Origin of the sequence: Niabella hirudinis (assembly GCF_051201075.1) — a bacterium.
GTDB lineage: Bacteria > Bacteroidota > Bacteroidia > Chitinophagales > Chitinophagaceae > Niabella > Niabella hirudinis.
On record NZ_JBPEHJ010000008.1, the window covers coordinates 1 to 20,856 of the forward strand.

The following is a 20,856-nucleotide window of genomic DNA, read 5'->3' on the forward strand; positions in this document are numbered from 1 at the left end:
ACCAGTTCTTAATTATTTTTGGTGACAGATTGAAGGTATAAGTTCTACGATTATTTTACCTCGATTTTAACTTACACACTTTTCGGGATACTCCCAGAATTTTATCAATTTCAGCATCAGAAAATGTAAATTCTTCATTTTGCTGAAGTGCCTTGGAAGCAATTTGATAAGCTTTATTAATTGTTTTAGGTGCTCCCCGGTATACGTTTACGAGTTGTTCGTTCAATTCGTCTCTTTTCTGCTGGAGCTCTTCGATTTCTTTATTCCCAATCCGAGTGTCTATAAGCAACGAAAGTAACTTTTCTCTTATTTCAAGAATATTCAAAGCTGCTTGCTTATGTTTTTCAGCAATCGCTAATAAATTGAAATCCTTTGAATAAAGTGTTAACCCTAGTAAAATAGTTGAGCAAAGTGCAGCAATAAATTGAAATGCTTTCCCGTCACCAAATACAACGACTAAAATACTTGTTGTCGTTGCTGCGGATAATAGAATTTCTGTAAGCTTTAGGCGATCACTTCTTGTTTTAAGAACATCAGCACATTTTTCGTGAGTTTTGTGCGTGTAAATAACTCGCCCATATATTTCTCTTATCTGAGATTCTAACAAGTCTATTTGTTCGCTCATCGTTCAATATTTTAAAATTATTCTGAAATAGGTACATCAATTGTGTCTCTGGCAACCACTACATTGTCCTTAATAATGTAACACTCTACAAAATGGCTCCCCTTGAAATTTGTGCTCTCTTTTCGCTCGTAATTACCTGCATCGTCGATTATTTGTCCTCTAATACAGTTTCTTCTTATTGCTTGTTCTCCCCTATTAGTAACTTTCCACTTTACAGTGTAAGGCGCTGGCACATCCATTCTCACAATGTGAAATTTTAATGACTTATTAGGCCTTAGCCTAATCTTGTTTAGAAGAAACTCACGCAATGAACCTTCTCTATAACCATTTTGCTTCACCTCACAATCTATTTTTAAATCGTACCGAATATCAATAGGATAATACGATTCAATAAATTCTTCTGTATTTCTATATGTGGAATTTATTGATCTCGCTTCATTTTCATCGTTTTCATACTTAGGAAAATCATTACCAAAAATGTCTCGCCACTTATTGTGTTTTCTTTTGTCAGAGGTGGCACCAATGGCTTCCACTGCAAGATCATAAGCCTTCTTTGCTTTTCTTCTAAATGCCTTTTTAACTTTTACCCGTTGCTTGCTTCCCAGCGCTCCATATTCTGTTTGATTCTTAGGTTGATCATACAAATATTTAAAAAAGTCTCTGCACATTTCATCGTAATAAGTAGTTGATTTTAGAAAATTGTACGCCAATGTATCTATTAAAAGGCCTCCCATACAAACACCATGCTTATTTTTCCATGCCCTGGCCATTTTACAAAGTCTTCGTAGATTTCGATTCTTATTTTCTTCAAATTCAACCATGGCACCCATCTCTTTTCTCGGCTTTGTTATTTTCCAATAACCGTCGCCATAAGTGTCTGGATATTTGTAATCTTGGTCTTCAATTTCGAAAACTGGTTGTACGTCAATATGTGAATCTGCAAAATTTACCGTGACTACGCATCTATCCACCTTAATATCAGAGGAAGAATATGTTTTCGAGATTGCATTTTTAGTGTCTTGCAGCAATTTAGCTTGCCCTCCAGTTTTATTATAATCGTCCCATTTTAATGCGGGCATTATATAAAGTATATCTAAATCTGAAATCCCTTTAATTCCTGTGTATCGCCCGTACGATCCGACTTGCAAACTATTTGCTGTTTTGGAATCCGTTTTCCGAAATTCCTCATTTAACGCTTTTGTAATACGTCCGTAACGATATGAAATAGTCTCTGCTGCATCACCGCTGATCTTAATATTGGAAAGAAACTCTTTATAGATTTCAGATACATTCATGTGTTAATAGTTAATTTATTATGTCCTATGGGGTTACTAACTCCACTAACTTAGCAGCAACATCTGCCATTGATTCCTCTATAGTACTTAAGCCACTGCGTGAGCCAAGTAAAGGACTTACTTCACGTAAATCCTCAAAAGTTGTGTTGTGAACAATAGGAACAAGTAGATCACGAGCTAAGAGAGCAGAAAGTTCTTTGTCTGCGATTCCTTCTCCTTTAATGCGTTTAAGAAAAGAAGGAGTAACTAATACGATACCAACACGGGATTTTGCCAATCCTTTATCGATTTCGCGAAGTAATGGTGAGCCTAGCAAAACATCTTTTTCGCTAAACCAAACTGAAACACCCTTTGATTCTAGTAAATCATGTAGCTCTTTGGCAGCACCTTGACGATCATCCCAGGCGTGACAAAGAAAAACATCTCGCAGATCCAATAAACCCGAACGTTTCTCTACATTTTCACGCACGGGTGTAAGCGTTCGAATTTCTGCAGGTGTATATAGAATAGTAGAACCTGCCGAAGACCATCGCGCTTTAGTTCTAGGCTGTCCGCTACTACTGCTACGGCTTCCTGAACCATTTGAAGATGATGAATAAGAAGAAGAGTAACCATACGAATTGTAACCACGATTATAGCGACTACCACATGCAGGGCAGTTTGCTGCTGCACTTGCTGTTCGATGACCATAAACCGGTGCTGTACATCTTGCCATATTGGAAAAAATTTAATTGGTTAAGAAAATTTATTAATCATATAAAAACTTCACATGCCTATTGATATATGAATTTAACCCGTGCCCGGCAGCGGCTAAATTTTTCATATTGCTCACATGAGAACTTCCTGCACGCCAATGGCTATACCTGTAAACCCGGCCCGTGGCGAACATTATCAATATGTAATCTGCTCCGGTTTCGTAAGCCGCTACACCTGAACCACCACTTAAATTTCTGTATGGTATCATAATATTTAATTTTTATATTTATTGAATGAATCAAGGACTGTATTTAAAATCTGACCGGTTTCATTAACACTTAACTCAATGCTTTCTTCATCAAAGCTTTTAAACTCAAACTTTCCGGTTTGTAAACAAAAAACCCCCACATTCAAGGCGGAAGGATGGCAGTTTATTATATGATCTGTTAAGTATTTCTGATACAAGGGGTATTTTAATTGATGCTGCCAGGCAGTGTTGGTTTCTGCTAAGGAAAGCGCGTAGTAATTTCGATCACTGGCAAAAACCCAGGGAGTCTGTCCGGTTAGGCGGGTATCTTTTGAAAAATCCCATTTCATCCTGCGGCTTCCATCAATAAATTCAAGCTGATGTTTTTTAAGCTGCTCGTGATAGGCAATAAAGCCCTGTATCAATTCCTCCTGCCGTTCCTTGTTTTCTTTAGTAGGGCTAAAAGTCAAAAACTTTTGCTGTATTTGTTTAACTCCTTCAGATACAGTAAATTCTTCTTTTCCCATGGCAAGAGCGACCTCTCTAACGCAGGATACCATGCCGCGCCCGCCGCCGCTTTTAATTCCATTTGTTGCCAGTACCTGGCCATGTGCTGCAGGGTTCTCCCTTACACTTTCTAATTCTGAACATCGTACGCTAATCATTTTTCTCCTTTTAATTACATAATAATTTTGATTCAGGCTCGTTATTATAAACGGCATGAAATGGGGCTATGCCTCATAGCACATGCACCAACTCTTTCAATAAATAAGTGGAGAAAAATTTAGCGAAAGGTCCCAGAACCGGGAAAAAAAACCAATTTGGTGGTTTAATACGGTTTTCCGTAATTCGCAGAAATTACAAACTAATTTTGGGAAAGAGCGGCGTTAAAAACGCCGGGGTCGCCAAACCTTCTTTTCCAATTTCGTAAGGGGCCTGGAAAGGCCCTTTCTCTTTTTATTTAAAGAACTTTATAGATCTAACACAACAATTCCTATTCCATAGTTGTTAATTAATTGCCGTCTGTCATCTTTGCAGAAACTTCACCCCCCTCATTACATTAAAATTTAAAAGAGAGGTTTAATTTTAGGACACAATGTCTTCTAGCCTCTTATATATGACAAAGTTACAAAAATGTATTTAATATGCAAAGTCGTAACTTTAATTTGTCTACTTTAAAAAATACTTTTACCTTTGCAGTACGAAAAAAAACTAGTGCACAGGGTTTCGCCAATTTATTTAATTTCAGTAAGCTGTAATATGCTTTAACTCTTAACCTCAATTTTGTTACTATTTAAAATGATTCGTTATGAGCAGTACTGAAAACTTATTTGCCACTCGCTTTAAATCTGCCCGCCTGCTCAATGGTTTTTCTTTACAGGATCTGGCAGATGTGCTTGATGCGAACGGCCATCCACTTACCAAACAATCTTTACACCGCTACGAAAAAAGTGAGGTGATACCGGATAGCGAAATTACCGGCTGGCTGAGTGATGCGCTGAACGTGCGCCCTGACTTTTTTGCCCGTACTACCAGTATTGAAATTGGCGAGGTGGAATACCGCAAACTGAAAAGCCTGGCTTCAAAGGAGGATGACCGCATTATTGAGCAAACCCGCGAATACCTGGGCCGCTATTTGGAGCTGGAAGAAATACTGGCGTTGCCTGTGAACTTTAAGGACCCGCTGCCGAATTTTAAAATTGTAAAGGAATATAAAGACGTAAACGATGCAGCTATAAAACTACGCGAAAAATGGAACCTGGGAGATGATCCTATTTACAATATTGTGGAGCTGCTGGAAGATAAGCATATAAAAGTAGTGCCACTGGATGCGGATATGGGCTTTGATGGATTGCAGACTACTGTAAATAAAACTATTCCGGTGGTTGCTTATAACAGCCGCAAAATTGTAAAACCGGACCGCATTCGTTTTACCCTGCTGCACGAGCTGGGGCACCTGTTATTAAAATTTGATGAAGCGCTTACCAGTAAACAAATTGAAAATCTTTGTCACCAGTTTGCGGGGGCAATGTTGTTACCAGAAAAAGCTATTATACAGGAACTGGGTAAGCACCGTACCCGCCTGTATATGCAGGAGCTGGGGCATATAAAAACTCAGTATGGTATATCTATGCAGGCTATTGTAATGCGCGCAAAAGTTTGTGGCATTATAAATGAGCATTATTCAAAACAGTTCTTTTTTATAATGAACAACAATGGCTGGAAGGTGGATGAGCCGGTGGATTATACCGGTGAAGAAAAATCGAACCGGTTTGACCAGTTGTTGCTGCGCGCATTGGCGGAAGAACAAATATCTATGAGTAAGGCGGCGGCGTTAAAAAATCAAAAACTGGCAGATTTTAAGAAGGATTTTCTGATGGCATTTTAATGCTAACTTTGGGCGTACCAATTGTACTGCCATGAAGAAGGTTGCTATAACCGATGCCTGCATATTTATTGACCTGTGCGAACTGCAACTGGTTACGCATTTTTTTGAACTGACGCTGGAAGTGCATACGACCGTTGATGTAATGAACGAAATGATTACAGAACAACGGCAGCTGTTACAGGTGTATTGTTCTGCCAGCAAACTTACCATTCATATTGCGGGAGAAGTGGATAAAGAAACGATCCGTTCCAACAACTACCCCCGGTCACTTTCTGAAAGCGATTGTTCAGTGCTTTACTTTGCAGAAAAACATAGTGCGATTCTTTTGAGCAGCGATAAGGTAGTGCGTAACACCGCCAAAAAGCGCTCTATTGATTATCATGGGATGCTTTGGATTTTTGACAAATTGGTTGAGAGTGGGTTGCTGAGCCCGAAAGAAGCATCGACCAAACTTCAACAATTAATTCAATCCAATATTGTTTTTCAAAACAACCGGGAGCTGGTGGCGGAGATGGAGAAACGGTTGAAGGAATGGAGTAAACCTGGCGAGGCCTAAGTCCCTATTTAAGCCATTTAAGCAACCCCTGTATACCGGAAACAGAGTAAATAACAAACCCTATTACAATAGCAATAACTATAACAACAATCCAAACGATTGCCGCTATATTATCAACCTCCTTTCTATACTCCGGTGTACCGTTTACGTAATTATAATGGGCCTGGTCTCTAAGCTTACGTCTGCCATATTTGGTATTAGGGTTATACGGTTTGCGTTGTGCCATGTTTCCTGTGGTTTATTTATTATTTATCTTCTTCTGCTGGGAGCACTTCTTGTATGAGGGCTTACATATGTACCATTTTTTCGATAATATCCCCGCACATGCACCGGGCCGCCGGTACCGGGTTTATACGTATCAGAACTTTCGGAAGAGCCGGCCTTATAGGAGCTGCTTTCAGCCGCTTTCTTCTTTTGGAAATAGTTGTTTTTTATTTCACTGCTTTTTTGTTTATAGGCCAGGAATGAAGCACCATAAATTTTTCTATATTTCTTCTTTGATGCAGAACGGGATAATTTAAAACCATCCCTGCTGGGGGTGTAACCAACTTCATCTGCATAAATAATTTCATAATTAGATTGCCCAAAATTTCTCTTTTTCCGCAACAGGAAACGGTTATACGGAGCAATAAAGACCGTGTTGTACTCTGATTCATAATAAGTAATAAAATCAGAAGAAGAATACTTTACGGGTTCCGGACTTTCAACTAAGTAGTATCTGTTACAGGAGCTCAAAAGAATAATAATGAATACTGCAACTAAATTTATACGGTTCATTTGTGAAATTTTTAATGCTTTTTATGGGTCTTTTCTAGCAGATTTTTTTGTTCAATATTTCAGCGGGTACAATGCTGCAATCTGCCATGCGTACTGCGTTTTCATTAATATAATAATATCCGGGTCTGCACTTTTTTTTGCGATCCTTTAGTGCTTTTATGCCAGCATGTAAACCCTGTTGCCGTGTTATTCTGTATACATATTTGCTACAGGTTTCCTTGAAAAGACATCGCTTCCTTTTATTTTTAGGAATAAGAAGCCAATACAAGTGTATTGCAAAAAGTAAGATATAACGCATTTAGGTTGGTTTGGAAAATATAACCAATTGAAAGAAAGTGGTTGATGTTTTTGCGTTGATGCCAAAACACCCCGGGTCATCTACGACTGTTTCAAACTTTTCTACCGACTCAAAAGCCTAGCCCTGCGCAGCAAAATCATTAATAAGTAATTCTAATTTCTGAGCTACTGTTCCTGTTGTTTCTTTTGTTGTAATATTGGCTACGTATGGCACTACTTTGTAGGATTTCATTGCATTTGTTTAAAACAAATCTATAATTTCCAAACAGTAGGGATTTACGGAAAACCGTATTGGTAATTGTTCTTATTAATTGGGAATAAAATACAGATAACTAAAACAATGCTGCCATATGCACCCGTGATAAACGGAGCGTCGCAAGATGGATGCCGGGTGTTCTTAAGCTGGGAATATAAAAATAATTTGGAACGAAATAGTCTAATAAGAAGAGAATCCTTTTAGAAGTTGTGCCAGCCAATTTTGCATTTTTTCTGCGTCGCTATTGGTTTCTTGTACCATTTGCCGGATAAACCTGCTGCCTGGCCCGCCGGCTACTTCCCGTTCCAGTATATGTTGTACCCTCTCTTTCAGAGAGCTGTTATCTGCACAAAGTTTCTTTAGCTCTCTTCCTATTACAATGGCTCCAATATCTACAATGTTCTCCCCGGATTCGGTAGCAAAAAGATCAAGATGGTGTTCATAGATGAAATCAGATTGAAGATCGAAGTAGTGCTCAATAATGCTGGCAATATCCCTGGCATCTTTCAGGCGTTTTTCCGGTCTGTCATCGTAAGCAATGAATTTTAGTAACACAATACCCGGAAGCGTTGCGGTTTTGAAAATCTGACCTGTTGGTAATTCAGCTTTTTCAGTTCCTGCTGTATAAACTTCTTTGAAACCGCTCACACGAATGCAGGTCATACCTTCGCCCATTACCTTTACCGTTTCATCTATTTCAATTTCTCCGAACGGCAATATATCAACTTGTACACCTGTAGGGCTGATAAGAACGTAAGCATTCTCTTTTGCAGGGCTATATCCTTTATCCATTAAATAAGAACGGATATTTTCATAATCTTCATGGCTTGCTACCAGCGCGGCAAATCAATGTCTTTGGTCCCTTCGGATGTTTTACCACCACGGTGGAACCAATATTCTTTTGCGATGGCACCAATAAGATAAAAATCAACACCAACGGCTGTAAATGCTGTATTCACCTCTTCTAATAATGGCTTTAGCGCCTCTTGGTCAATCGATTTCAAATTCATCTTTCAGGTAGTTTTTATAGATGCGTTCGGCTGCTTCAATGCATCTCGGATCTTCTGTGATGAGTAAATCTGTATACACAAGTAATGGGGGAGCTGCCAATGCAGGGGTCGTATTCGTTCTTTTCCAAAACTGGTTATATATCGTCAGCTCTACATCCTTGTCTGGTATAAGTTTCCATTGCTGTATTAACTGGTTTTTCGGCAAAGCAGTATACAATTGGAGTTTCGTGGCCTTTAGGTAGTCTGTAATTAAATCAGCCGCCGGCTCGCCACCCCATACGGCATCAATGCTTTGCAGATCAAGGTTCCGCCAGTTTTGACCGGCTTTCTTATCCAGGAAACGAAAGGTCCCTGTCAACAATGTAGGTTTTAATGTTTCGCGATATCCTGCAACCCATCTTTCCAGCAATGGTTTTACATTTTTAAGTTGGATATCCTTCTTGTTTACTTTAAGGATATAGCCAGCTTCGGTAAGTCCATCAATTATATATTTGACATTGCCCAGGGCGATTCCTGTATCTTCTGCTATTTTCCGGTAATTGTCGTTAATAGCAGCTTTATTATTTAGAAAGTGGAAAACGGCTTTCAAACCTGTTTTGGTAAATGCACGGTTCGTTATAGGTTTATCTACCCGAAGCGGCGCATGTTTGTCAATATGAATATAAAAAAGAGGATTTTGCAGATAAACATTGCCATTGGTTTCGAACCAGGCTATTCCCCTTTCTATGAGCGCTATTTTTACCGGGGGTAAAATTCTTTCCGCAATAACCAGGAGTGGGTTATGCTTTGTTGCCAGGTCCATTATGTTGCCCAAATGGTACTGCCTGACTTCATTCCGGGCATTAACATAGTAGGTAATGTTATTGCCATTATAATACAACATCACCTCTCCATCCAGCCCATCGTTAATGGCAGGCTTCCAGGTACCTCTTATGCCGGTTTCTTCGCCCAGGCGCTGTAAGGCATTAGTAATAAAGAAGTCTTCTGTGTTCATAAACTTTTATAGTTCATTTAAAATGAACAAACAAATATAATGAACACTATTGAATGTGTGTTCACAAATTTACACTGTTCATTTTAAGTGAACAAGAAGCAGACTGGTACAAACGAAGCGAATTTACACAACACAGTTTGTTGCATAAATGTACTTAGTTGATTTTCAATTATTTTAAAATTGACCGTTATTATTTCCGATCTAAACCAGTTGTTGCATATTTTGCAACAGTTGAGGATTAGGTTAATTCTCCTTCTTTTGAACTACCGAAAAAAAGCACGGTAGTTGCTTCTTCTAAAAGCTGATCTTCTAAGGTGCTACTAAGTTATTCGCCGCAAAGTTGTGGCGAATAAACCCTCTAATCTCCGCAGGTGCTGAATTTGAGAATGCCGGCGAAAGAAAATATGTCCGGAAAATTTAGCAGTAAGGCTGCCAAAAAGGGTGTATTTCTGTTGGTTCAAACAGCCTGGTTCATCCCCATTTTTCAGCAAATTTGGCAGAAATCGAATTATTAGCCAATTTTTCATTATCAGGAGATGTGCTTCCTCAGCAAGGGGAGCTAAAAATCAAGCAGCTTCATGTTAAAAGGCAGCTGAATTTTTACATTTTGATCAGGATGAGCATCATAATGGTTTTCCGTGATTCGTATTCCGCATCGTCTTGCCAAAATCAGCATGGAGGTAACTGCAATAGCAAAGGTTCTGTTTTCTTCGATTAAGTAATTAGACGTTCAACTTTCTGCTTTCCTAATTATTTGCACAAAGAGCCTTTAACCCGTCTATTAAAAATGACCGCCGCCGCTAGGCTTAGGTTTTAATTGGCCCGATGTATCTTTTGGCAATAACGAGGTTGGAAAATTTGATATGGTGGGAGGCTCCTTCGGGCGTGGTATCGTCATAAAATTCGATCCAGATATAATTGAGATTCAGTTTTTCATTTGTTCTCCAGCGAAACCCTTCAAAAGGCTGCCCGGTGTTATCGTTGATCCAGGAATCCGCCAGCCAGTTCCCGTTTGGAAAACCAGGGCCCCAATGCCCCACTACCACCCCGTCCTGCCAAACCTGCAGCTCCCCGTTTGATGCAGTTGCGGGATGGTTAAGCCGGATCATCAGCTCAACGCACATCCATTCATCCCAGCGGATCTTTTTCGATTGCGGACCGCCGTTTATCAGGTCATTGCCATAGCATTTTCCCCGGGCGCCGGCCCGCATATCGCCCCAGTAAAGATAGGTATCCATATCGTCCAGGGGGCCAACGGGTTCATAGGCTATGGAGATCCGCTGATCTCCGAGTCCGCAGGTGCCGGCCCGGGGATCCGGATACCGGGTAGCGGGATTATAGCCGCCGATCCAAACCGATTCGTGGTGGATGTATCCTTTAGAACCGGAAGGGTATTTGACATAGTACCGGATATAGAGGACGCTATCGAACCCGGGGTCAAACTTCCGGAATAAATGCCCGCCGTCGTTTTTTCCTCCCTGATTGGTCATCTTAAGAGCAACGCAGCCTTTGGCCGGAACATCTGTGCTATCCAGGCTCATTCCTTCGCTGTTAACAATATCGGTATACCGGGCCAGTATACCTGGCATACCATCGCTGAATTTTTCTGTATAAAGCACATCGGGGTCTTGCTCAATGCCCGCATCGTTGAGATATTGTGCCGCAAGGGAACTGTCCGGTTGGTACAGGGTTGGCTCCTGCAGCGGTTTAAAGCTCGCAATAGAGGCGAGGACTACCAGGATGCAGGTAGGTTGTTTTATTGTCATAAACAGGGATAGAAATTTCGGAAGGGTTTTGTAAGCTGTCAACTAAATATACGTAAAATTCGGGGTTGATCTTAATGCGACAAAGGAGCGTATAGGTAGGATATGTTGAACTGTTCCTATTTGGAGCGATGAAAGATTGCATTTGCATTAGTAGAGATCTTTTAAGTTAAACCGCTCTTGTCACAATTTTAGGCGGATCTGTAACAGGCAGCCGCTGCAAACTAGTCTGTTGGTGGGGTGTTGCCGTTAAAACACTTTTTGTTTTTCGTTTCTGCCAAAGTTGCCCCTCTCCTAACGCTTTGTTTTAAAAAGTTTTATGTATATTAGCCATCGATTTAGACTTCTGACCTGAATGATTGTTGCCAATTGTTGCCCCGGTGTAACGATGAGTTTAGCGAGCCCTTTTACTGTCTTTGCCTGGTTAAACCCTTTAAAAAATGTTCGGGTATAATCTTTTTAGTGGATGGTCAATGTTGTTTAGATATTGATGTGCGGAGCATTTATTTTAAAACCCTCAAAAATAAACCACAATGTCATCAAGTTTTCAAAATCCCAGGAACCCTCTTGCCGCCTTGTGGGCGTCAGCCACGGAATCCTATTTGCGCGGTCAACACCCCGATCTCAGCATCCAGGAAATCCGGCGCCTGCCCTTCATGCAAGGCGTATTCGAACACCTGGATCAATTGAAGCAAAAAAAACGGGTGCCAAAACCACCGGATCAAGCGGAAGCAAAAGAAGCGGGTAATGCACCCGGCGTTGCCCAGGCAGCATATTATTCCCAGGCATTTTTTGATGTTGCTGTTACGGGCGCTGCTTATGTTTATACAGAAACCGCGGGAGATGTACTTTATGAATTATACCTGGTAGGTTTGGAAGCCAGTCATTACATAGACAGAACTGTTGATTTTAGCACGGATGACTGGTACGGCTTTGGATTATGTGTATTGGTATACATATGGATGCTGGGAGGGCCGGAAAATTTGAGTCGGCTTGAGGAAGCCCTGCTCAACAGCCTTTTAAACTCCCCGGTGTTAACACAGCAGCAGCGGGATAAAATTCAGGAATTTTGGGATATGCCCCGTTACGGTATGACGGAAATGCAATACCGGGATGCAGGGGATCCAGCCTATCAAAATTACGGCGCCATCGACTGGAAGATTCCCAATAATGCGCAGATCGTGATGATCGGTGACTGGGGCACCTCAATGGATGATGCCCGGGAGTTTTTAAAAGCGCTCTGGAAACAGGCCTATTTGCAATACCCGGGGCGCAAGATTGTTTTCCTCCACCTCGGTGATATCTACTATTGCGGATTGCCCTATGAATGTTATTATAATTTCCAGGATGTGTTTGCCCGGGTAAGCAACGAGCTGCAGCAAGACCGGGATATTGATCCCGGTAAGTTTGATCCAAACCCTCCTATCTTTACGATACCCGGTAATCATGAGTACTATTCCTATGGGTACGGATATTTCGAATTGCTCGATAATTTAAACCAGGGGCAAAAATGCAGTTTCTTTTGCCTGCGTACCGAAAACAACAATTGGCAGTTTCTCGGTATGGATACCGGCCAGGCCGATGGCAATGGCCTGCTATCCTTCCTGCAAAGTTTTGGCGACACTGTAAAAAGCAAGCTGGATAAAATTATGGATGCCCTGCCCGACTGGGACTGGATCACCTGGCTTCCGAACCTGGCAGAAACGACCTATGAGGATTATGTGGGGCCATTCCAGCCGGAATTACGGGAGAATGAGCTTAAATGGATGAAGAAACGATTGGACGAATTTGGCGGAAAGACCATTATGCTCTCGCATCACCAGCTGTTTTCCCGGAAGGCAATGATTGATCATAAAAGTCCTGAATACCATAATACCTGGCTGGACGCGCAGTTCAGCTCCTACTTCAAAGACCGGATCGCGGCCTGGTATTGGGGGCACGAACATGCATTTGCGGTATACTACGATGGCCTGCTGGGGTTAAATAAAGGGCGGCTATTGGGCAGCAGCAGCTACGAAGTAACGGATAAAGCAGACGACCCCTATGAAGAAAATTATAAAATGGTTGCTTTTGCACCCAATATGAATAAGAAACTTGTAGACCAGACCGGCGCAGACAAAGACAAAAAATTATACTCCCATGTGGGAGCCATCATGTCGCTGAAAGATGCGGAAATTGATGTGCGCTACTACCAGTTCCCGGCGTGGTCTCAATTAGTTGATATGCCGTCAAATGCGCAATTGAAGGAAATACCGCAGGTAGCTGAAGCCATTAAACAAGCTCCGTTTAAAAGCCTGAAACCGCGCTGGATCGGAGATATCCCCATTAAAAAGAACGCGGTTGTTACCAACCACAGTCCCTCGGTGGCCGTGTGGAATGAAACGCTTTATGTAGTGTATGTAGACGGGCTGAATCAGAATAATGAATTAGTCATGTGTTCCGTTAAAATAAAAGACATTCATATCGAAAATGAGCAATTGAAAGCCGACTGGAAGGGCCCGCAACCTATTGCGGTGGGAGGCAGTACGATCGTCACTAAGCATTCGCCAGCCATCATTGCCGTAAATAGTATACTCTATTTATTTTACATCGACAAGGATAATATACTGCAGGGAATTTCCAGGCCGGCGAGCGGCACCGAGTGGACATCGTTAAATCTGTATGGGAAAGATCAGGCAGCGCTGAAAGTGGGTGAGGCGGCTCCAGCGGTCTGCTTCTTTCAGGGCCGGATCTACCTGGTGTACCGGGAGAAGGATAAGAACGACAACCTTTGCTGGGCATACTACGATCTAAACCCCGGCTGCCAGGGAGACTGGAAGGATTTTGGAAGGCTGCTGGATCATGTGGGCGAAAAGATGGAATCGCCCAATACGCCGGCGCTCGCCGCAGACGCGTATCATATTTATATGACCTACCAGAAAAAAGACGGCACCATCATCGAGTGGGCCATTGGCACCCCATCCAGTACTGCACCCGACCGGTACAATAACAATATTTCCTGGCAGGAAATCGGAAATATCAAGGGAGAGCACTATACCGAAAGAGGAATGGCCTTAGCATATGCCAGCAACGCTTTTGTTATGGTGTACACTTCATCAAACGGGAATTTAACACAGTGTGCGCTGAGTGACACAGGAAAAGACAAACGGGGCTCCTGGGTGGGAAGCAATACCGTGAAGCCTATTTCAGAAGGTATCAAAACGACTACCGCCCGCAGCAAGTTTGTAGCCCAGATCGGGATCACCGTCGGCGGCGGGGTCCTGGTGTATCGCGGGTTAGAAGAAGATGAAATATATTGGGCATACTATTAAAGAGATGCGGAGGCCCTCCATCGCTTTTTTTGTTTTCTTTCCGAACAGGATCCGTGTATTTTTCAGGCATAACCGGCAATAAGAGCAGGGAGCCCGTATATGAGTTGAACTTTAAATTTGGGAAAAATTTACTTGCGTAATGCAAAACAAGGGTTACCCTTTACCCCAAAGATTGTGAAGATGGAGAGGGCTTCGCACCGGAACAGGAAAAAGAAGACCGAAGGATGAGTATCATAAATAACGCACTTGCTGCCATAAACAACGTATATGCAGCAAGTGCGTTTTGTTCATTTCTTCGTTAGCTTATACCTCAAATGGGTTGTCAGGTTAGAAGGGATTACTTCTGCAATCTGAATATCATATTGGTCTTTGTCCATACCATCAAACAGCCGGATACCGCTTCCTAAAAAAACGGGGGCAATGTGAATGAAGAATTCGTTGATGAGCCCGGCATTGAGAAATTGTTGAATCGTATTGGCGCCGCCCTGTATCCTGATATCCTTGCCCTTGGCGGATTGTTTTGCTTTTTCCAAGGCACTTTCTATGCCATCATTGATGAAGTAAAAAGTAGTAGTTCCCTTTTGCACCCAGGGTTCCCGCTTTTCATGTGTGAGCACATACACATCTGCTTTGTACAGATCCTCTGCCCAGTGTACTTCGCCTTCTTCAAACATCCGTTTTCCCATAATATAAGCGCCAGTTCTGGCAAACACGTCATCAATTAACTTACTATCGGCGCCATATTCTTCCCCGCCTTCCACAAGGATATGTTTCCAGAATGCTTTTTGTTTAAACATCCAGGCATGAATTTTTCCTGAAACGCCGCCCATGGGATTCTCCGGACTTCTGTTGTCGCCCGCAAAAAAGCCATCGAGCGATATGGCGCCATCGAATATTATTTGGCTCATAATTTTTATTCTTTTTTGTAGTTGCAATAATTAACTGCAGATGGGAAGGTGTTATTGTTGTGGAAATTTACTCATATCCATAAAAAAAGGCTCCCAATGGTTTCCGTCCGGATCTTCAATAGTATGTTGAATCATAAACCCGTAATCTTTTGCTTCGCTAGGCTCTGTACCGCCTGCTGCAAGCGCCTTTGCTACAAAATCCTTTACCGCATCTGCGCTTTCGAGCGATAAAGAATTCATTACCGAAATAGCTTTTTTAGTATCAGCGACTTCTTTATTTGTAAAACTTTTGAATTTTTCTTTTGTCAGTAACATTACAAAAATAGCATCGCTCCACACCATACAGGCTGCTGTATCATCAGTAAACTGTGGATTGTTGGTAAATCCCAGTTGAGTATAAAAATCCATAGCATTCTTTAAATTGCTTACCGGGAGGTTTACGAAAATTTGTTTGCTCATTTTTTAAGTTTTTATTGTTTGTTTAATTGGTTTTGTACTTTCATTTGTAATACAAAGATGAGACGAAAATGAACATTATGGAAATGGCGAATGTGACATTTTGAGGGTGAAATACGACCAAGGGAGAAGCAGATTGCTATTTTTATGGCTATTTTAGCCGAGGTTTTATTCATTATGCCTCAGGTGGAGTTGGCGATCTTTTCCGTATTTATTCAGCCTCCGGTGCTGAGTTTGATTGCAGGAAGCGGGAAATATGCCGATGATGCTAAAGTACAGCGGGTATTAAAGCGATAAAAAATGGAAGTAGCACGGCCCCTGCTAAAGTAAGTGACCATACGGTCAGTTATAGAAACAATGAATTATTTTGAACGGAGGGCTGCCTTTCTGTTAAAATGCAAAACCCTGTATGGCGGGCTTACTCCCGATGGTCGGGGCGATAAATCGGCGGAAGGAAAAATTGGAGTGCCACCAATAGAATTGCAACGGAATTTCTGACAAAACGATTGGAAGTAAAGTATTCATTGCTTCACCAGGCGTATTTCCGGAACACCCGGGTAATAGCATCCCGATTGCTGTTTATTTGAAATGCCCCCATTTTTCTATTGTAAAAAGAAGTAACTTTAAAGGGATAAATTTGGAAAAATGAGTGAAAGACATATTGTAAAAATCCTTTCTATTGAACCCGTTACCCATGATGTTAAACGGTTCCGGGTAGAAAAACCCAATGGTTATTCTTTTATTCCCGGTCAGGCAACCGAAGTCTCAATCAATAAAGAAGGCTGGTTAGAGAAAAGGAACCCTTTTACTTTTACCTCGCTGAATGAATGGGATTTTTTGGAATTCACCATTAAGATCTACGATGCACATAAGGAGGTTACACATCAGTTGGGCTTGTTAAATCCCGGGGATGAGTTGATTTTGCACGATGTTTGGGGAGCCATCCAATACAAGGGCGCTGGCTGCTTTATAGCCGGTGGAGCGGGTGTTACGCCGTTTATTGCTATTTTCAGACAATTGTACAATGATGGGTTGATCGGTAACAATAAATTGTTTTTTTCAAATAAGACCGCAGCGGATATTATCCTTAAAGAAGAGTTTACAAAAATGCTGGGGTCGAATTTTATTAATACCATCACGGAGGAGCTGGTGCCGGGCTATGACCATCATCGCATCGATGAAGCATATTTAAAAAACAGGATCCATGATTTTAATCAGGATTTTTATGTATGCGGTCCCCCCCAGATGATAGAAGCGGTACAGCAGGCTATAAAAAACCTGGGTGGTTCTGCAATAACCGTTGAAATATGACCGGCACTGGAAAAAAATGGACATCGGGTATATTTAGAGTAACAGCATTTTATAAACAAAATGAAGCCGCAATCGCAAAATGTATTGGATAATCGTGGAACGAACACCCTGTTTATGGTTTGGAATTTTAAAACAGGTACCGCTATTAAGCAAACGTTCCAACACATTTGTGCGCTGGTCATCAATCTAAATCATTCCGCGGCCATACGCTTTCCGAATGAAGGTGTTGGTTGTATTATGGGTATTGGCCATGATGCGTGGCAGCAGCTAAATCTTTCCGATCCGCTTCCCAGGGAGTTGAAAAATTTTGTTCCTGTTGTTGGCGAAAAACACACGGCCGTGGCAACCAGGGGCGATCTGCATTTTCATCTCCGGGGTAATGATTGCAGTATTTGTTATGATATGGCTGCTGAATTGTGCAAGCATTTGAATCCCATAGCGGAATGTGTGGAGGAGGTTCATGGCTTCCGGTACTGGGATGGACGTTCCATTTTGGGATTTGTGGATGGCACGGAGAACCCCCAGGGTGAGGAACGGGCTTTTTTTGGCCTTGTTGGGCCCGAAGACAAGGCTTATAATGGGGGTAGCTATCTTTTTGTTCAGAAATATATTCATGACCTGAAAGCGTTTAAGGCGCTGCCTTTGGATGAGCAGGAAAAAGTATTCGGGCGCTCCCGGCAGGATGATATTGAGATGCCGGATGCCGTAAAGCCAAAAAATTCGCACAGCGCCGTTGCCAATGTGGGCGATGATTTTAAAATTGTTCGGGATAATATGCCTTTTGGCAATATGGCTACCAATGAAATGGGCACCTATTTTATTGCATATGCCAGCACCTTTAGCACTGTAAAGAAAATGTTGGATAGTATGTTCATTGGATCTCCAAAAGGCAACTACGACCGGTTGCTGGATTTCAGCACGGCTAAAACAGGAAGCTTGTTTTTTGTGCCGACTCTGGATATGCTGGATCGTTTTTCTTCAGTCGATTGATGATCATAATGCCGGCAAAATGCAGCCTGGATACGGATGGACGTAATAAAATATTTTTTCGATGACGACACTATTCAAAATAGGCGACCATGTGAGCTGGAATTCTGAAGCAGGAAGGGTTTCAGGAGTAATCATCAGGGTGCATACAGGAGATTTTGATTACAAGGGTTACACGCATCATGCAACAGAGCAAGAACCGCAGTATGAAATTAAAAGCGATAAATCGGATCATATTGCCGCGCATAAAGGATCTGCGCTTACCAGAATATAAATGAATGGTAACGGGTGTTGTTAACGGTACGCCTGTTGAGACAGGCATTTACTTTTGACGGGTAAAACAGCTAAAATGAAACCGGTAATTAATATAAAAAGAATTTACGAGCCTTCTGCAAAAGATGACGGATACAGGGTTTTAGTAGATCGCATCTGGCCGCGGGGCATTTCTAAGGAAGAAGCGGATTTGGATGAATGGCAAAAAGAAATTGCTCCAAGCACAGCACTCCGTAAATGGTTTAACCACGATCCGGTACGATGGGAGGCCTTTAAAACAAAATACACGGAAGAACTTAATAAGAATGAAGCCGCGGCCCCCTTCCTGAGCCAATGCCGCCGGCACAAAACGATCACATTACTCTATGGCGCTAAAGAGGAACGGTATAACCAGGCCGTAGTACTTCGGGAATATATTAACAAAGAGCTGAAATCGTAATGCTTACTGTTTTCGAGTTGAGAGAATTTTGCCCCGAAGTCAAATGGCCATTCACCACTACATTGCGTGCAATAAATAAGCGTTTTTGGCGCCCGGGAATGTTTATATTAAGCAAAATGTCCGGATAAAACTCCCAGGAAACGGATCGTAAATTTTCACTCAAGCGCGCGATAAAAAACCATTAACTTTAGTACACAGGTAAAAGGAAAAACTATTTTTAAATAGCTTCAATGAAGACCAAGTTAATGTCAGCGTAAAAATGAGTATCGCACCCCAATCAAGTTATGATGTAGTAGTAATTGGTGCCGGTATTGGTGGCCTTACCGCTGCGTCATTGCTCAGTAAAGCGGGGCTCTCGGTTTGTGTACTGGAGAAAGAGCCGCATGCCGGCGGTTACCTTGCGGGCTTTCGCAGAAAAGAGTTTCGTTTTGATACGGCCATTCATTGGTTAAATCAGTGCGCTGCGGGTGGCGTTGTCGATATGATGTTTTCAATTCTTGGAAGCGATTATCCCAAAGCGGTTACTCAAAAAAAAATCAGGCGGTACATTGGCAACCATCATAATTACTTGTTAACCTGTAACCCGGATGAATTAAAACGACAATGGATCCACGAGTTTCCGGAGGACGAGGAAGGGGTTGAGCTTTTTTTTAGAATTGCAAAAAAAATAGGGGCCGCATTTAACAAATACTATCGGGTGTTCAGAACCGAAGAAAGTATGAGTTATTGGGAACGGATAAAAAAAACAATGGCTTTTTTGCAGTTTGGGATTGCATTTATTCCGTACCTGAGGTTTTCCGGTCCCGATGGATTGCAGAAGGGTTTGCGGAAGTTTTTTAAGGAAAAAAAGATGCAGGATGTTTTTGCGGCAGATACAGAGCTGGTTGGCTGCTTAACACCCATAGGATGGGCCTACTATAAAGATTTTCAAAGTCCGCCGGAAGGAGGTGGCCAGGTAATACCGGAATGGCTCAAGCATATTGTGTTGTTTTACAAAAATGATATTTTCTTTAATTGTACGGTGCAAAAGATTGTGTTGAAAGATCAACGCGCAGAGGGTGTAAAATGCATTCACAAAGGCCGGGAGTATACCATCGGGACTAAATATGTTATTGGAGCTATAGATGTGGAGACGTTGTATGACAAAATGCTGCCTGCAAACACCATCTCCTCAATATTTAGAGGCAGGCTGGCACAGGCAGAACTTTACAGCAGCTCCATTACTATTTCTATAGGATTGGATTGCCCCCCAAACCATCTGGGATTTGGTGAGGAAATGTTGCACCTTTCCATGCCGGTTAACCAAGACGGCGATAGCACAACCTCAATGCCCTTTATATCGGAGTTGTCCATTATTGCTCCCTCGGTCAGAGATCCGTCGCTGGCGCCCGATGGGAGGGGTACACTTACTATTTATGCACCTGCCTACATGGATGATTGTGGGTATTGGCAAACGGAAAAAGATGAACAGGGAAACCCCGTTCGTACAGAAGCATACCGGCAACTGAAAACGAAAATAGCGGAGACGATCCTGCGGGAGGTGGAATGCCGGGTAGCACCGGGATTGCGTGCTCATATTTTATTTTACGAAGTGGCTACGCCCGTAACGCATTGGCGATACACAGGAAATAAAAATGGATCTATGATGGGCGCGAAACCGGGAAGGGCCAATATCCGGAATAAGGTAGCGCATTATCAAACACCCATAAAAAATGTACTACTTGGCGGACATTGGGCCGAATTGGGTGGAGGGGTGCCGATTGCCGTAAAAGCGGGCTCTAATGCCGCGTTATTGATTTTTAAAAAAGAGAATAAAAAAGCGTTCAGGGCACTTGCTGATTATATGGATCGAAAAATTTCGATCGCTGCATTTTTTGAAAGAAATGTTTTTAAACCCTATAGTAATAATTGGGTACGAAAGCCAACGCCTGCTGAAAAAGCAATGCGAAACCACAAAAAGGAGTCGCCTGGTTTATGAACCCGAAACCCACGCTGAAGGAAATACAGCAGTTGTTTGTTTCGGAATAAAAGTGTTTGCTCATTTTACAAAAAACACCATGTAAAACGGAGCACTATAGCGGCCGTCAGGCAGTACAGAACAGGACAGTGGTAAAAAAATTGTGCACTAAATTCACGCCGGATATTTGATAACAAATGTTTGCGTAATGTATACGATTGATGGCATGCCTTTCTAAGGGCATAACGATACCAGCCGTAATGGCTCAAATATATAAAACGGAGCGTTTCAATTTTAACACATAAAACA

Annotated in this window: 21 protein-coding genes; 8 read left to right on the plus strand and 13 right to left on the minus strand. The window is 42.0% G+C overall.

The annotated features are described in order from the left end of the window. Positions 1-55 precede the first annotated feature (55 nt). From GGU45_RS15275 to GGU45_RS15290, 4 genes are all read right to left on the minus strand, one after another. Positions 56-625 (minus strand): SLATT domain-containing protein, encoded by a 570-nt coding sequence (locus GGU45_RS15275; protein ID WP_435226152.1) that lies wholly within the window; start codon positions 623-625, stop codon positions 56-58. Between the two features lie 17 nt (positions 626-642). Beyond that, the gene (locus GGU45_RS15280) at positions 643-1,920 is read right to left on the minus strand and encodes a nucleotide-binding domain-containing protein (protein ID WP_435226154.1); all 1,278 of its coding nucleotides are present in this window, start codon (positions 1,918-1,920) and stop codon (positions 643-645) included. Between the two features lie 25 nt (positions 1,921-1,945). Beyond that, positions 1,946-2,635 (minus strand): toll/interleukin-1 receptor domain-containing protein, encoded by a 690-nt coding sequence (locus GGU45_RS15285; RefSeq protein ID WP_435226156.1) that lies wholly within the window; start codon positions 2,633-2,635, stop codon positions 1,946-1,948. Between the two features lie 254 nt (positions 2,636-2,889). Beyond that, positions 2,890-3,528, minus strand: coding sequence for a hypothetical protein (locus tag GGU45_RS15290; protein WP_435226158.1), 639 nt, complete (start codon positions 3,526-3,528; stop codon positions 2,890-2,892). Between the two features lie 644 nt (positions 3,529-4,172). Between GGU45_RS15290 and GGU45_RS15295 the strand changes: the two genes are divergently transcribed. After that, positions 4,173-5,252 carry a helix-turn-helix domain-containing protein gene (locus tag GGU45_RS15295; protein WP_435226160.1) on the plus strand — a complete coding sequence of 360 codons (1,080 nt, stop codon included), beginning with the start codon at positions 4,173-4,175 and terminating at the stop codon, positions 5,250-5,252. Positions 5,253-5,283: 31 nt separating this feature from the next. Continuing rightward, on the plus strand, positions 5,284-5,808 hold the full coding sequence (locus GGU45_RS15300) for a PIN domain-containing protein (RefSeq protein ID WP_435226162.1): 525 nt from the start codon (positions 5,284-5,286) through the stop codon (positions 5,806-5,808). 4 nt (positions 5,809-5,812) lie between these two features. On the opposite strand, the gene GGU45_RS15305 is transcribed toward GGU45_RS15300, so the two are convergent. The 7 genes from GGU45_RS15305 to GGU45_RS15335 all read right to left on the minus strand — a co-directional run bounded on the left by GGU45_RS15305 (position 5,813) and on the right by GGU45_RS15335 (position 10,908). Further along, entirely contained in the window at positions 5,813-6,034 is a 222-nt protein-coding gene (locus GGU45_RS15305; RefSeq protein ID WP_435226164.1) for a hypothetical protein, read from the minus strand. Between the two features lie 23 nt (positions 6,035-6,057). Beyond that, the gene (locus tag GGU45_RS15310) at positions 6,058-6,585 is read right to left on the minus strand and encodes a hypothetical protein (RefSeq protein WP_435226166.1); all 528 of its coding nucleotides are present in this window, start codon (positions 6,583-6,585) and stop codon (positions 6,058-6,060) included. Between the two features lie 34 nt (positions 6,586-6,619). Beyond that, the gene (gene yidD, locus GGU45_RS15315) at positions 6,620-6,883 is read right to left on the minus strand and encodes a membrane protein insertion efficiency factor YidD (RefSeq protein WP_435226168.1); all 264 of its coding nucleotides are present in this window, start codon (positions 6,881-6,883) and stop codon (positions 6,620-6,622) included. Positions 6,884-7,318: 435 nt separating this feature from the next. After that, entirely contained in the window at positions 7,319-7,930 is a 612-nt protein-coding gene (locus GGU45_RS15320) for a hypothetical protein (RefSeq protein WP_435226170.1), read from the minus strand. 38 nt (positions 7,931-7,968) lie between these two features. Continuing rightward, positions 7,969-8,148, minus strand: a complete 180-nt coding sequence (locus GGU45_RS15325; protein WP_435226172.1) for a hypothetical protein — start codon at positions 8,146-8,148, stop codon at positions 7,969-7,971. Beyond that, positions 8,129-9,142: a type IV toxin-antitoxin system AbiEi family antitoxin gene (locus GGU45_RS15330; RefSeq protein WP_435226174.1), complete on the minus strand. Its 1,014-nt coding sequence runs from the start codon at positions 9,140-9,142 to the stop codon at positions 8,129-8,131. The genes GGU45_RS15325 and GGU45_RS15330 overlap by 20 nt, the downstream gene beginning before the upstream one ends. Positions 9,143-9,948: 806 nt before the next feature. After that, entirely contained in the window at positions 9,949-10,908 is a 960-nt protein-coding gene (locus GGU45_RS15335) for a hypothetical protein (protein WP_435226176.1), read from the minus strand. A gap of 530 nt (positions 10,909-11,438) precedes the next feature. Here GGU45_RS15335 and GGU45_RS15340 point away from each other — a divergent pair. Next, positions 11,439-14,216, plus strand: a complete 2,778-nt coding sequence (locus GGU45_RS15340; RefSeq protein WP_435226177.1) for a metallophosphoesterase family protein — start codon at positions 11,439-11,441, stop codon at positions 14,214-14,216. Positions 14,217-14,503: 287 nt separating this feature from the next. On the opposite strand, the gene GGU45_RS15345 is transcribed toward GGU45_RS15340, so the two are convergent. After that, the gene (locus GGU45_RS15345; RefSeq protein ID WP_435226179.1) at positions 14,504-15,124 is read right to left on the minus strand and encodes a dihydrofolate reductase family protein; all 621 of its coding nucleotides are present in this window, start codon (positions 15,122-15,124) and stop codon (positions 14,504-14,506) included. Between the two features lie 51 nt (positions 15,125-15,175). Next, positions 15,176-15,583: a VOC family protein gene (locus GGU45_RS15350; protein ID WP_435226181.1), complete on the minus strand. Its 408-nt coding sequence runs from the start codon at positions 15,581-15,583 to the stop codon at positions 15,176-15,178. A 642-nt stretch (positions 15,584-16,225) separates the two neighbouring features. Here GGU45_RS15350 and GGU45_RS15355 point away from each other — a divergent pair. The 5 genes from GGU45_RS15355 to GGU45_RS15375 all read left to right on the plus strand — a co-directional run bounded on the left by GGU45_RS15355 (position 16,226) and on the right by GGU45_RS15375 (position 20,568). Beyond that, positions 16,226-16,891, plus strand: a complete 666-nt coding sequence (locus GGU45_RS15355; protein WP_435226183.1) for a ferredoxin reductase domain-containing protein — start codon at positions 16,226-16,228, stop codon at positions 16,889-16,891. A gap of 60 nt (positions 16,892-16,951) precedes the next feature. Continuing rightward, positions 16,952-17,881 carry a Dyp-type peroxidase gene (locus GGU45_RS15360; RefSeq protein ID WP_435226185.1) on the plus strand — a complete coding sequence of 310 codons (930 nt, stop codon included), beginning with the start codon at positions 16,952-16,954 and terminating at the stop codon, positions 17,879-17,881. Between the two features lie 61 nt (positions 17,882-17,942). Beyond that, the gene (locus GGU45_RS15365) at positions 17,943-18,152 is read left to right on the plus strand and encodes a hypervirulence associated TUDOR domain-containing protein (protein WP_435226187.1); all 210 of its coding nucleotides are present in this window, start codon (positions 17,943-17,945) and stop codon (positions 18,150-18,152) included. 75 nt (positions 18,153-18,227) lie between these two features. Beyond that, positions 18,228-18,590 (plus strand): DUF488 domain-containing protein, encoded by a 363-nt coding sequence (locus GGU45_RS15370; protein ID WP_435226189.1) that lies wholly within the window; start codon positions 18,228-18,230, stop codon positions 18,588-18,590. A 259-nt stretch (positions 18,591-18,849) separates the two neighbouring features. Beyond that, entirely contained in the window at positions 18,850-20,568 is a 1,719-nt protein-coding gene (locus GGU45_RS15375) for a phytoene desaturase family protein (RefSeq protein WP_435226191.1), read from the plus strand. Positions 20,569-20,856: the final 288 nt, after the last annotated feature.